Here is a 12,416-nt window from a genome sequence, read left to right on the forward strand (position 1 = left end):
ACGAGCGGGCTCATTACCGAACGTGTGCTATCGCAAGCCCCGACAATGAGCACGTTCATCATGCAGCAACAGCAAAACAGGAATATCAGAGTCACTACTGGCGTGCGGGACGGGCGCGTCAGCAGTGATGGCACGAATGATCAGCGCTTGCCGCCTTGTGGGGCGTTATCTGGCAGACAGGCAGCCTTGCCACCTTCCGGTGGCGCCATGCATTGGCCTGGCAGCAACTTGTCGGAGTCCGGCAGTGTCATCTGGCACTGATCTCCTGCCTGCTTGGAGGCACAGGCATCGAAGGCTTCCTGAGGCGGCTTGCCACTCGGCGGTTGTTGAGCAGCACTCATGCCACTCACTGTCATCAGTACTGCCGTCATCAGAAGCATTGCGCCGGTGCGTACGCTTTTCTGCGTATTGGCCGACAGATGAGTGCGCGTCATCGTGCATTCCTTGTGAAGATGTATTGATGAATAAACCGTTGCTGAACAACGTTTTGATAACCAAAGTGTGCTGCCTGACTGTGCAAGTAATGTGTCAGAAAACAGTAGCAAAATAGCGAGATGAGGCGCGTACCATCAGGCAGTCTCAGGCATCACACGCACGACAGACTGAACGACGATCATTCTGCCTGTTCAGCGTTCTCTTCTCCCGGCGGCGGGCCGGCCGGACGATCATTGGCGGTACAGACAGCATCCGGTGAATCCAGCGAACAGCCTGTCTCACCGTGGAAGCAGCCAAGGATCTCATTCTTGTCAGCACTGTTGCCGTGATAGTGGTAACCGATACCTTCCGAGACATGACCACTACAGGCATCAAGACCCTCTTCCTTCGCTACATCGCCGGTCAGCTTGGCCAGGATAGGATAGCCGTCCATTGCAAAGCCGATCATCGGTGCATCAGCCTTGGTCATCTCTTCCTTGGGGCTGCATCCATTGGCACCGTGATAGTGATAGCCAACATGCAGATTCACGTGGCCACCACAGTCATCGAACGGCGCAATGGTATGCGCAGCGAGAATCACATCCTGCGGCGCCGCGGCATCGAACTTGACGCCATTGAAGGCGATGCCACGCCCCATGTGCGGGTCCACTTCAAGAGTATCTTCTGCCGGCACCGGCACCAGCGGCAGGACATAGGTCGTCTCGACGGCCTCGTCCATGTACTCGGTGCTGCACTCTACGCAGTAGTTGTTGTATTGCTCATCAACATCTACCACCGCAGCACCAGCACAGGACTTCTGGGTGTCGGTCACCTTGATCTTGCCCGAGTCCTTGTCAAACAACTGCCACTTGGGGTCGTCGTAGAAGGTGGCGAGATTCTCGACGAAGGCGCCATCGACATCATACTGCACGCCATCACGCACCCAGATGCCGCCCTTCTCGGCATCATCGGCGATATTGCCCGGGCACCAGGGGCCCATCTCGTGCTGAGTCAGCGAATTCTTGAGCGTGATGCTGAAGCATTGCGCCTCGGTACCGCCAGACAGAGTGCAGTCCACCACCTTGGGTCCTTCCACGATGCTGTCAGAATCAAACATCGTCTGGATCTGTGCCAGTCGGTCTGAGGTGCTCACTGGCCCATGTGCCAAACCGAGGGTCGGCATCAACATGCCCACCACTCCAATGCCTAACGTGGTATTGAACGCTCGCTTCATGATTCTCACTACCTCGGTATTGAATTCCCTTGTGACATCACTGCTTGAGCAGCGTATGTCTGCACCAAGTGTAATGACCTGACGAGCCGAGCGTGGCTCGCCCCGGCATGTTGCACAATCAATGCCATCTTGCCTTTCGGTGCCAATGACTCATCAAGCATTCGCGCAAGAGGATTACGGGGGGCGATACGATGAATGCAAGGAGCCAGAGTTCGAGAGCCAAGACGTCGGGATATAGCAGACGTCAGCGCTCCTGACGCGGCGAGTGACCGAAGTGGTTGCGATAAGCACGCGAGAAACTGGAGCTTGAGGTAAAACCACTCGAAAGACCCACCGACAATATGTCCAGATCAGTCTCCTTGAGTAGATGGCGAGCGCGTTCGAGGCGCAGGCGTAAATACCAGGCGCGCGGCGAAGTGGCCAGTTCCTGCTCGAACAGGCGCTGCAATTGGCGCAGCGAGACTCGGCAACGGCGCGCCAGCTCCTCCAGCGTCAATGGCGTATCCAGATGCTGCTCCATCAGTGCTACCGCATCGACGAGCTGACGCTTGTGAGTGCCAAGCCGCCTGGCCAATGTCATGCGCTGCTGATCGGTGCGGGTGCGCATGCGGTCGTGCACCAATTGCTCCGAGACATCCACCGCCAGCGCCGTACCATGACGGCGAGCGATCACATCCAGCGCCATGTCCATCGCAGCGGCTCCGCCAGCACACGAGAAACGCCGCGCCCCCAGCTCAAACAGCTCGTCTGATGTGCTGATGGTCGGAAAGCGCTCACGAAAGGCCGGCAGACTCTCCCAATGCAAGGTGACGCGTTCGCCATCCAACAAACTTGCTGCGGCCAGCAGGAAACAGCCGGTATCCAACCCACCGAGCACGCAACCTGCGCCATCCAGGCGATTCAACCAGCCACTCAGTGCACGATTTAGGTGCGCTTCTGGCTCGAATCCACTGCATACCGCCAACGACGGCAGCGAGCGAATATCCAGAATACTGTGGTCTGCTACCAGCGTCATTCCACTGGATGACGTGACCGGCTGACCATCCTCACTGATCAATAACCAGCGAAATAGCGCTTGGCCGCTGATGCGATTGGCAATACGCAGCGGTTCTACCGCGGCAAAAAACGCCATCATCGAGAAACGCGGTAACAGTAAAAAACCGATGGTTTCGGGCAAGGGACCGGAATAATCGAGACGCATGACGCCTGTGCCTCCCTGATGAGTAAAAAAAGTTCACTGTCGATATCGCTCAGCGTGGCGAGTCAGCACGCTGACTTATTGGGAGCATATCGGGCGTAATAGCACGCGATCGTTCTCTTGCACACGATAAATGTCGTATAAAGACAATAAAAAGTCGCCTAAAGAAAAATATCTCTTTCCTTGTTTTCTAGGCTGACGATGAATACCCCGTCACACTTTCTACAGAAGCATCACGCGAAAATGAATAGCGCTTGGAATATGACAGCGATTCTCTAGAACCCATAGCCATAGAAAACAATTATATTCATAATATAATGTAATACTTTAAGGAGGTTAGCACCTTACCGTTCTTTTCCATAAGCGCTACTTATTTCACAACGTTTCCAAAACGACAACAATAAGAGACGAGTGATTCGCTCAAACAGGAGTTATTGCGTGACACCACCACAACCTGACCCCATGTCGCATTCTGAGCCCGCTCCTTATGAGCCCCCTTCCCACCCTCGCATTCAAGTCGAACAATCCGGCTGGCTCAAGGGAATGCATAAAGGCATGACCCTCACCTCTGCAGGCCTGCTATTGGTCTTTGTGTTGGCGACAGGCTTCGCGCCGGATATCTCCTCGACACTCTTTGGCGCAGCCCGCCTGTGGATCGAAACGACCTTCGGCACTTATTACCTGATTACCATCGTAGGATTGATCGGCTTCTGCCTCGTACTCGTGGTATCGCCGTGGGGCAAGCTGCGCTTGGGGACACCTGAAAGCCGCCCCGAGTTTTCCCGTTTCACCTGGATCTCGATGCTGCTGTCCGCGGGTGTAGGGATTGGCATCTTGTTCTTCGGGGTCGCGGAGCCGCTGTTCTACTTCGATGATTCCGGCGCCTTCGGCTACCCGAACAACCCGCATGCTGATCTGGACGGCGTGACAGCGATGAATCATGCGCGTGCAGTTGAGGCACTGAAGCTCGCCTTCTTCCACTGGGGGCTGCATGGTTGGGCTGTTTACGTGGTGGTCGGCATGTCGCTGGCCTACTTCGCCTACCGTCGTAACCTGCCTCTGGCACTGCGTTCTGCGCTGTATCCGCTGATTGGTGATCGTATCTATGGCCCGATTGGCCACACGGTCGATATTCTCGGCGTATTAGGCTGCGTATTTGGTATTGCGACCTCGCTCGGGCTAGGCGTCAGTCAGATTGCCGTGGGCCTGAATCGACTGACCGGAATAGACCCTGGCTTGCCAACTCAGGTGGCGTTGATTGCCGCCATCTGCGCGATCTCCATCGCGTCTGCGGTGTCCGGCGTCAAATACGGTATCCGGATCATTTCCGAGCTCAATGTCGGTGTCTCCGTCATTGTCGTGGGTAGCTTCCTGATCGGTGGCCCGACATTGTGGCTGATCAGCCTGTTCGGCGAGACACTCGTCGCCTATGTACGCGACGTCGTACCGATGGGCCTGTGGGTCGCCAGCACACCGGGTGAACGCGAATGGCAAGACGCCTGGACCATCTTCTACTGGGCATGGTGGCTCGCATGGGCCCCGTTCATTGGCCTGTTCATCGCGCGTATTTCCAAGGGCCGTACCTTGCGCGAGTTTATTCTGGGGGTGCTGTTTGCTCCGCCGTTGATCATCTTCCTCTGGCAGGCACTGTTCGGCGGGACTGCGCTGCATCAGGAGCTAAACGCTGCCATGGGCCCTGGTACCGGTGAGTTGATGGGCATGATTCGTGACTGGAATCTACCGGAAGCGCTGTTTGCGACGGCTGATACATTGGCGGGTAACGACATCCTGGGCACCATTCTCTCCTCGTTGCTGATCTTCCTGCTGATCAGCTGGTTCGTGACCAGTTCAGATTCCAGCACACTCGTCGTGACCACAATCCTTTCGATGGGTGATGAAGAGCCGCTGGCACGTCACCGTATATTCTGGGGTGTCTGCATTGGTCTGGTCGCCGCAGTGCTCTTGATGGCCGGTGGGCTCAAAGCCTTGCAGACGGTACTGATGATCGCGGCACTGCCGGTCAGCGTCGTGATTCTTGCCATGACACTGGGCATGATAGTCGCGCTCTTCCAGGAGACCAGCAATGTGCTGGGCAAGGGACGCAAGGCAAAGACACAAGTCGAAACCAGCTGACGCTGATCGCTCTCCGTGCTGCCGCATTGGAGTAGTAAATGTCACCAATACCCGCTCGGGGCTTACCGCCTCAGCGGGTATTGTCGTTTTTGCCCCCCCTCTGTGTTCATAAAGCGATGCATACCGCCGTCGCGAGGCTGCTGTACGTATTATCCTTTGGGCGTAGTCGTCGCTTGATGACAACTAAGCGTCGCCCACACTCAAAATACTCAAGAGAGTCAGGATAGTCTGAAAGCGTCATAGCCACCCTCAGGAGTTCACCATCGATCATTCGCTGCCCCCTCTCACGTCACGTTCTCGCTCGCTTCTTTCTCCGACCATAACAACGACAACATCAGGACTAGCGCAACAATGACCACATCCTCATCCGAGCAATCCCCCTCTCCAGAAGGACCGGCCTGCGGCCTTGGTGATTCAGCGCCTGCGGCGGATAAATACCTGACGTCCGTCGCCACGGTAGCGGTTGTTGCACTGCTTATCGTCACCGCTGCCATCTTCCCCACTGGCTTTCTCGATAGCCTGAATCTCATCAAGACCTCAGTCATCGGCAACTTGGGCTTTATCTTCACCTGGCCAGCCTTTGCCGTGTCATTGCTGATGGTAGTGGTCTGCTTTACGCCGCTTGGCAAGCTGCGCTTTGGAGAAGGCCCACCGGAATTTCATACCTTGAGCTGGATGGGCATGCTATTCGCTACCGGTATGGGCATTGGCCTGTTGACCTGGGGCGTGCTGGAACCGAAGTACCACACTGATGCGGGCCTGAGCACTGACATGGCATTGCTCAACGCCTTCAATCACTGGGGGCTACTGGCATGGGCGGGCTATCTAGCGATTGGCGCACTGTTTGCGCACGCCATGTACAACATGAAGATGGCCAAGCCGGCCGAGGAGCTGCTGGGTAATGGCATCTGGAGCAAGCTCAATCTGATTAGTCTGGTCGTCTCGACCGTCATTGGCCTGTCACTGTCGTTTACCTACGCCACTATCCCGATTCAGCAGGGCCTTCAGAAGCTCCTCGGGATCGAATTCAGCCCGACGCTGATCATCTGTGTGCTGGCTGCCTGCGCCATCATCTCTTCCGCCTCCGGCCTCAAACGCGGCATCAAATGGCTGAGCAACTACAACACCCTGTTCGCCATCACACTGATGGTCGGCGTACTTGTGCTCACGGTACCGGGCGATATCTTCTCGACCTTCGTGCGGCTAGTCCCGGAATACCTGCTCAAATATCCCGCCATGGCGACTGATATTGGCTTGGGTGACCCGGAACGCAAAGCATGGCTGGCTGACTGGCTATACGCCTTCGAAGCCGCCTGGTACGGCTGGTTCATCTTCACCGGCGTATTCATTGCGCGTATCTCGAAAGGCCGCACGCTACGCGGCATGGTGCTGGGCGTGATGCTGGTACCGACACTCTTCTCGTGCCTGTGGTTCGTGGTGTTCGGTCTCGGCAGCCTCAGCATCGGTGCCGAGGATGTCTTCAAGCTGATCGACACCATCGATACCAGCGGCATCCTGTCCGTGGTGCTGACACTCAACATCCTGCTGTTCTTCATCACCAGCGCGGATTCCGCAGGCCTGGTGTGCGAGATGCTGACCGTCAATCGCTCACGCGCCTTCTGGATCATCGCCATGGCGGCATTGGCCATCGTGGTCAACTGGCTGGGCGGTGATGTCTACAAGACCCTGCTGAGCCTGATTTCAGTCGCCGCGATACCCGTTGCCTTCGGTATCTTCGCACTCGTCATCGCCTTCGTGGTTCGCGTACGGCGTGAACGTGCTAGCACCGCGATCATCACGAATCAGTAATATCGTAGGTGAGTGACCATCGACAGTGAGTCGGAATGCAGCGACTCCTCCACGGCCCTGCCCTCATATGAGCGCAGGGCCGTGTCACGTTTGCGAGACACCTTTATGTTCACTCTCTCCTCTACCGACCTCTATTTCACTTTCGGTGAATTGACAGTCCATCAGCATCAACTGATAGGCTGATCTCACTGACAGGCGAGCATTCATGCAGTGCTTAACGCTGGCTTATCGACAGAAACTGACATGCCTTTGCTGAAATAATGCCATGTCCCAGGCTTGTTCAAAGGTTGCGCCACACTCATGCAGTCGCCTGCCACCCATCGCTATCCAATAATCACAATGACGCGTACAGGTAACTTCCATGCCTCACTCTGCAAGCAGTGACACCGGGCACAGCACTTCCGCGACCCACACTAAGCAGCCTACTCTCACCTTCCGGCTCGGCGCTTGGGGGGCTGCCATTCCACTGGTCTTCTTTGTGGTGTGGGCAATCGCTACGAGCATATTGGGCTTGTCCTCAGAAATCGGGCTAGTGATGGGAGCACTGTTCGGCCTGACGCTTGGGCTGTTCTTCTGCACCAGCCGTTGGGAAGACTATGCCAATGGCCTGTTTGACGGTTTGACCCAACCCATCGGCGTCGTTGCTATCGTCGCCTGGTTCTATGCTGGCATGTTCGCTCAGGTGTTGCAGGTCGGTGGACTAGTCGAGGGCCTGGTATGGCTGGGCAGTATTTCAGACATGACTGGTGGCTGGTTCGTCGGGCTGACCTTCCTGCTTGCTGCCATCTTCTCGACAGCAGTCGGCACGGGTTACGGCACCACCGTAGCCTTCTGCACCCTGATGTATCCGGCAGGAATCGTGGTCGGTAGTGATCCGACGTTTCTATTTGCTGCCATCCTGTCCGGCGCGATCTTCGGCGATAATCTGGCACCAGTATCAGATACCACCATTGTCTCTGCCACGACGCAGGGTGCCGACGTGCCAGGAGTGGTCAGAAGTCGCTTCAAGTATTCCATCATGGCTGCCGTGCCAGCGATGGCGTTATTCGTGATCTTCGGCAGTGGCGATCAAAGCGGTGTCGCCGATCCTTCCGCCGTTCAGGCAATGCAACAGGCTACCAATCCGCTGGGGCTGGTGATGCTGATTCCCTTCGCATTGGTGCTGATACTGGCGCTACGCGGCCAGCACCTGCTGACCTCGTTGACCTGGGGCATTCTGACGGCCATTCCTGTCATGTTGATCGCAGGGACCGGAGAGTTCTCACAGATCATTGCCTTCGATGCCAATGCTGATGGCGTGATGACCGGCGCGCTGGTCCGCGGCGTGGAAGGCTATGTCAACATGGGCATCCTGATTCTGCTGATCGTCGGTGCTGCGCATCTGATGACCCTCGGCGGCACCATGGATCATGTCACCCGCCTGCTGATGCGCTGGATTAAGAACTCCATTCGCCGTGCCGAGCTAGCTATCTGGGGCATCGTTGCACTGCTTAATAGTGCCATCACCATCAATACCGCTGCTGAAATCGCTGCCGCGCCCTTCGTGCGTGAGCTGGGCACCCGTTATCGCATCCACCGCTATCGTCGTGCCAACATGCTGGACGCGGTGACCTCTGCGCTGGGCTACATCTTTCCGTGGGGGGCGCCTGTACTACTGGGCTGGTCAACGATCCAATCAATGCAAAGCACCTACGATTGGCTACCCGCCGTGGCCCCGACAGCGGTCTTCCCGTTTGTCTTCCAGGGCTGGTTCCTGGTCATCATCATGTTGCTGGCCGCTATCACTGGCTGGGGGCTAACCTTCGAGGATGACGACGGCAATGAGGTCAAGGAGCGCCCCGCGCAATAACATCTCATTCTCGACCCCCTCCGACTATTCTGAAAGCCAGCACACTGTCATCAACGGCCATCACACTCATTGATGGCCGTTGATGACAGTCCCCACACAGGAGCGCCCTATGCCAGCCAGTTTCAATGAGCATCTCAACCGCCAGATAACCGAGCTACACGAAGAAGGTCTCTACAAGCAGGAGCGCGAGCTTACCTCGCCCCAACGAGCCAGCATTCGGGTCGCCAGCGGACAAGAAGGGGATGAGGTCATCAACTTCTGCGCCAACAACTATCTGGGCCTGGCTGATGATCCTGAGTTGGTCTCAGCAGCACATCAGGCGCTGGACCGCGATGGCTTCGGCATGGCATCGGTACGCTTCATCTGCGGCACCCACCGGGAACATCGCGTGCTGGAAAAACGCCTTGCGAACTTCCTGGGCATGGACGATGCCATCCTGTACTCCTCGTGCTTTGATGCCAATGGTGGCTTGTTCGAGACGCTGTTCGGCCCTGAAGATGCCATCATCTCGGATGCCCTCAACCACGCCTCAATCATCGATGGCGTTCGCCTATGCAAAGCGAAGCGCTATCGCTACGCCAATAACGATATGGCCGAGCTTGAAGCGCGTCTCAAGGAAGCGGCCGCCGCAGGTGCCCGTTTCACGTTGATCGCGACAGATGGCGTTTTCTCGATGGATGGTGTGATCGCCAATCTCAAGGGCATCTGTGAACTGGCAGAGCGCTATAACGCGCTGGTGATGGTGGATGACTCTCACGCCACCGGCTTTGTCGGTGCCAACGGGCGTGGTAGCCACGAATATCATGACGTGATGGATAAGGTGGACATCATCACCACCACCTTCGGCAAAGCGCTGGGCGGTGCCTCAGGTGGTGTAACAGCGGCACGCGGGCCGATTGTCGAGTGGCTGCGTCAGCGCTCACGCCCTTACCTGTTCTCCAATTCGTTGGCACCGCCGATTGTCGCAGCGACCCTCAAGGCGCTGGACAAGATTGAGGACAATGGCGAGTCGCGCCAAATGCTGTGGGACAACGTCGAACGCTTCCGCAGTGGCATGCAGGCTGCCGGCTTTACCCTCGCCGGAGCGAGTCACGCCATCATTCCCGTGATGCTGGGCGATGCTCGCCTTGCGGGGGAGTTCGCCAATCGCCTGTTGGACGTTGGTATCTACGTAATCGGTTTCTCTTATCCCGTCGTCCCCAAGGGGCAGGCTCGGATTCGCACCCAGATTTCTGCTGCACATACACCAGAGCAGATTGATATCGCGATTGCTGCCTTCACGCGTATCGGCCGCGAGCTGGGCGTGATCAACACGTCACCGGGAGAACGTTCATGAAGGCGCTAGCCAAGCTAAGACCAGAGCCGGGCATCTGGATGACCGATACGGCGATGCCGGAAATCGGCCATAACGATGCGCTGATCAAGATCCGCAAGACCGCCATCTGCGGCACTGACATGCACATATTCCAGTGGGATGAGTGGTCACAGAACACCGTGCCAGTGCCGATGGTGACCGGACATGAGTACGCAGGCGAAATCGTCGCACTGGGCAGTGAAGTTCGCGGTTTCGAGATTGGCGATCGCGTCTCCGGCGAAGGGCACATCACCTGCGGACATTGCCGTAACTGCCGCGCGGGGCGTCGCCATCTGTGTCGCAATACCGAGGGCGTCGGCGTCAACCGCCCCGGTGCCTTTGCCGAATATCTCGCCCTGCCCGCCTACAACCTATTCAAGCTGCCGGATGAGATCAGTGATGACTTGGCCGCCATCTTTGATCCCTTTGGCAATGCCGTGCATACGGCACTGGCCTTCGATGTGGTTGGCGAAGATGTATTGATCACCGGCGCTGGACCCATTGGCATCATGGCAGCAGCAGTGGTGAGGCACATCGGGGCCCGCCATGTGGTGATCACGGATGTGAACGACTACCGGCTGGCACTGGCCAAGAAGATGGGCGCGACCCGCACCGTGAATGTCAGCCGCGAATCGCTGAAGGATGTGATGGCGGAACTGCACATGCACGAAGGCTTTGATGTCGTGCTTGAGATGTCCGGCGTGCCGTCAGCCGTGGGCCAGATGCTGGATGTCATCAATCATGGTGGCAAGATTGCCATGCTGGGCATCCCGCCCGGTGAGATGGCCATCGACTGGACCAAGGTCATCTTCAAGGGTCTGACCATCAAGGGCATCTATGGCCGTGAGATGTTCGAGACCTGGTACAAGATGGCCAGTTTGATCCAATCGGGGCTGGATCTATCGCCCATTATTACCCATCGCCTACCCATCGACGACTTCGAACAGGGCTTCGAGATCATGGGCTCGGGGCAATCAGGCAAGGTCGTGCTCGATTGGGGCTAGTCACTCCTCCCCTTTTATAGACCAAATGCCGTGCCCATGTCCGGCGCACAGAGGCGCTCAATGAACCATTTGAGCGCCTTGCCCTGGCGACCACTGCGCCAGGCAATGGAAAGCGTGACGGGAGCCCTATCCACCTCCAGGGCCAGTATCTCCAGGCTCCCCGCCGCGATCTGACGCTGCACGCGATGCAACGGCAGATAGCCCACTCCCAGTCCCTTGTGCTGAATCTCGATCTTCTGAGCGATGGTCGGTACGATGATCTGACTACGCCCATCCAGCAAACCCGATGAGAGACTGGGCAAGCTGCGTGAGCTGTCAGCCACTACTACCGTCGGGTAATCGCGCAAGACTTCGGCAGACAGCGGCTGCGGCATACCTGTCAACGGGTGACCACGGGCGACGGCAAAGACCAGCGACACCTCACCCAATTGCTGGCTTGCCAACCCTGAGACCGGCGCCTCCCCCGGCGCGCCGATCACCAGATCACAGCGATTGTCATGCAACGCGTCCCACGCCCCGCCCATCACCTCCTCGCTCAACACGACCCGCGTCCGCGGCTGGATGGACTGAAACGCTTCCAGCAACGGATAGAGGGCATCCGGCTCGAGAATGGTATCGACACAGATGCGCAATTCGACCTCCCAACCAGCACCAGACTGGCGTGCCAAGGCCGTCATCTCATCGGTCGCCAACAGGATTCGGCGGCCATGCTCGAGCACCAGACGCCCGGCATCGGTCAGTGCTGCGCGACGTCGAGAGCGATCAAACAACGGCACGCCCATTTCTTCCTCGAGCTTCTGCACGGTGTATGACACCGTCGACGGTACGCGATACAGCGACTCGGCAGCAGAGGCAAAACTGCCGCGCCGATCAATGGCATCCAGTACGCGCAGTGCATCCAAAGTGATGGGTGATGTCATCATTCAAAAAATTTGACCTTTTAGGTCAAAAACCTCCGTTATTTTTTCATTATGTCAGTCGTTATAGTACATCCATTGATCAAGATAACTCACTCAATGGAGAACATCATGTCCACACCTTCCCTATTCAAGTCCACGCTTTCTCGTCTGCTGAGTGCTGATGACAACGTCGCCAGCCTGATACTGCGCGTGCCCACCGGCATCATCTTCATGGCGCACGGTGCGCAAAAGCTGTTCGGCGCTTTCGGCGGTTATGGCCTGGAAGGCACTGGGCAGTGGATGGCCTCCATGGGTATCGAGCCCGGCTACCTGATGGCACTGTTGTCCGGCAGTGGTGAATTCTTCGGCGGACTGGCCATTCTGATCGGCCTGCTGACCCGGCCTGCTGCCGCGGTACTAGGTTCTGTACGAAAAGTCGGCTCGTAGACAGCGGCGTATGCAAGCTACGCATACCATCGCATAAAAGCTACGGGCCAACTTCTCATATCGCGTCGCAATACG

Annotated in this window: 9 protein-coding genes and 2 pseudogenes; 6 read left to right on the forward strand and 5 right to left on the reverse strand. The window is 57.1% G+C overall.

Going from position 1 to position 12,416, the window contains the following annotated elements; genetic code table 11:
* Window positions 1-140: 140 nt before the first annotated feature.
* From CFN46_RS13730 to CFN46_RS13740, 3 genes are all read right to left on the reverse strand, one after another.
* Window positions 141-434 (reverse strand): hypothetical protein, encoded by a 294-nt coding sequence (locus tag CFN46_RS13730; RefSeq protein WP_088743805.1) that lies wholly within the window; start codon window positions 432-434, stop codon window positions 141-143.
* 179 nt (window positions 435-613) lie between these two features.
* A complete protein-coding gene (locus tag CFN46_RS13735; protein WP_088743806.1) occupies window positions 614-1,648 on the reverse strand; it encodes a YHYH protein in 1,035 nt (344 codons plus the stop codon).
* A 244-nt stretch (window positions 1,649-1,892) separates the two neighbouring features.
* Window positions 1,893-2,849 (reverse strand): GlxA family transcriptional regulator, encoded by a 957-nt coding sequence (locus tag CFN46_RS13740; RefSeq protein ID WP_024952665.1) that lies wholly within the window; start codon window positions 2,847-2,849, stop codon window positions 1,893-1,895.
* Window positions 2,850-3,401: 552 nt separating this feature from the next.
* On the opposite strand from CFN46_RS13740, the gene CFN46_RS13745 reads away from it, so the two are divergent.
* From CFN46_RS13745 to tdh, 5 genes are all read left to right on the forward strand, one after another.
* The gene (locus tag CFN46_RS13745) at window positions 3,402-4,979 is read left to right on the forward strand and encodes a BCCT family transporter (RefSeq protein ID WP_246116482.1); all 1,578 of its coding nucleotides are present in this window, start codon (window positions 3,402-3,404) and stop codon (window positions 4,977-4,979) included.
* A gap of 351 nt (window positions 4,980-5,330) precedes the next feature.
* Entirely contained in the window at window positions 5,331-6,788 is a 1,458-nt protein-coding gene (locus CFN46_RS13750; protein WP_024952664.1) for a BCCT family transporter, read from the forward strand.
* A 361-nt stretch (window positions 6,789-7,149) separates the two neighbouring features.
* Window positions 7,150-8,637: a Na+/H+ antiporter NhaC family protein gene (locus CFN46_RS13755; protein WP_088743808.1), complete on the forward strand. Its 1,488-nt coding sequence runs from the start codon at window positions 7,150-7,152 to the stop codon at window positions 8,635-8,637.
* A 109-nt stretch (window positions 8,638-8,746) separates the two neighbouring features.
* The gene (locus CFN46_RS13760; protein WP_088743809.1) at window positions 8,747-9,973 is read left to right on the forward strand and encodes a glycine C-acetyltransferase; all 1,227 of its coding nucleotides are present in this window, start codon (window positions 8,747-8,749) and stop codon (window positions 9,971-9,973) included.
* Window positions 9,970-10,995 (forward strand): L-threonine 3-dehydrogenase, encoded by a 1,026-nt coding sequence (gene tdh, locus CFN46_RS13765; RefSeq protein ID WP_088743810.1) that lies wholly within the window; start codon window positions 9,970-9,972, stop codon window positions 10,993-10,995. The genes CFN46_RS13760 and tdh overlap by 4 nt, the downstream gene beginning before the upstream one ends.
* Window positions 10,996-11,009: 14 nt before the next feature.
* Here the strand turns inward: tdh and CFN46_RS13770 are convergent, their stop codons facing one another.
* A complete protein-coding gene (locus tag CFN46_RS13770) occupies window positions 11,010-11,918 on the reverse strand; it encodes a LysR substrate-binding domain-containing protein (protein ID WP_254918492.1) in 909 nt (302 codons plus the stop codon).
* 105 nt (window positions 11,919-12,023) lie between these two features.
* Here CFN46_RS13770 and CFN46_RS13775 point away from each other — a divergent pair.
* Window positions 12,024-12,305: pseudogene (locus tag CFN46_RS13775) on the forward strand (DoxX family protein); the annotation flags it as partial.
* Between the two features lie 6 nt (window positions 12,306-12,311).
* Here the strand turns inward: CFN46_RS13775 and CFN46_RS17460 are convergent.
* A pseudogene (locus CFN46_RS17460) lies at window positions 12,312-12,416 on the reverse strand (IS5/IS1182 family transposase); the annotation flags it as partial.

Source organism: Cobetia sp. QF-1 (assembly GCF_002213105.1).
Taxonomy (GTDB): domain Bacteria; phylum Pseudomonadota; class Gammaproteobacteria; order Pseudomonadales; family Halomonadaceae; genus Cobetia; species Cobetia crustatorum.

What these genes read in the sequence shown, in the direction of transcription:
- CFN46_RS13730 (WP_088743805.1), bottom strand. Translation starts at nt 434, where the DNA reads ATGACGCGCACTCATCTGTCGGCCAATACGCAGAAAAGCGTACGCACC.
- CFN46_RS13735 (WP_088743806.1), bottom strand. Translation starts at nt 1,648, where the DNA reads ATGAAGCGAGCGTTCAATACCACGTTAGGCATTGGAGTGGTGGGCATG.
- CFN46_RS13740 (WP_024952665.1), bottom strand. Translation starts at nt 2,849, where the DNA reads ATGCGTCTCGATTATTCCGGTCCCTTGCCCGAAACCATCGGTTTTTTA.
- CFN46_RS13745 (WP_246116482.1), top strand. Translation starts at nt 3,402, where the DNA reads ATGACCCTCACCTCTGCAGGCCTGCTATTGGTCTTTGTGTTGGCGACA.
- CFN46_RS13750 (WP_024952664.1), top strand. Translation starts at nt 5,331, where the DNA reads ATGACCACATCCTCATCCGAGCAATCCCCCTCTCCAGAAGGACCGGCC.
- CFN46_RS13755 (WP_088743808.1), top strand. Translation starts at nt 7,150, where the DNA reads ATGCCTCACTCTGCAAGCAGTGACACCGGGCACAGCACTTCCGCGACC.
- CFN46_RS13760 (WP_088743809.1), top strand. Translation starts at nt 8,747, where the DNA reads ATGCCAGCCAGTTTCAATGAGCATCTCAACCGCCAGATAACCGAGCTA.
- tdh (WP_088743810.1), top strand. Translation starts at nt 9,970, where the DNA reads ATGAAGGCGCTAGCCAAGCTAAGACCAGAGCCGGGCATCTGGATGACC.
- CFN46_RS13770 (WP_254918492.1), bottom strand. Translation starts at nt 11,918, where the DNA reads ATGATGACATCACCCATCACTTTGGATGCACTGCGCGTACTGGATGCC.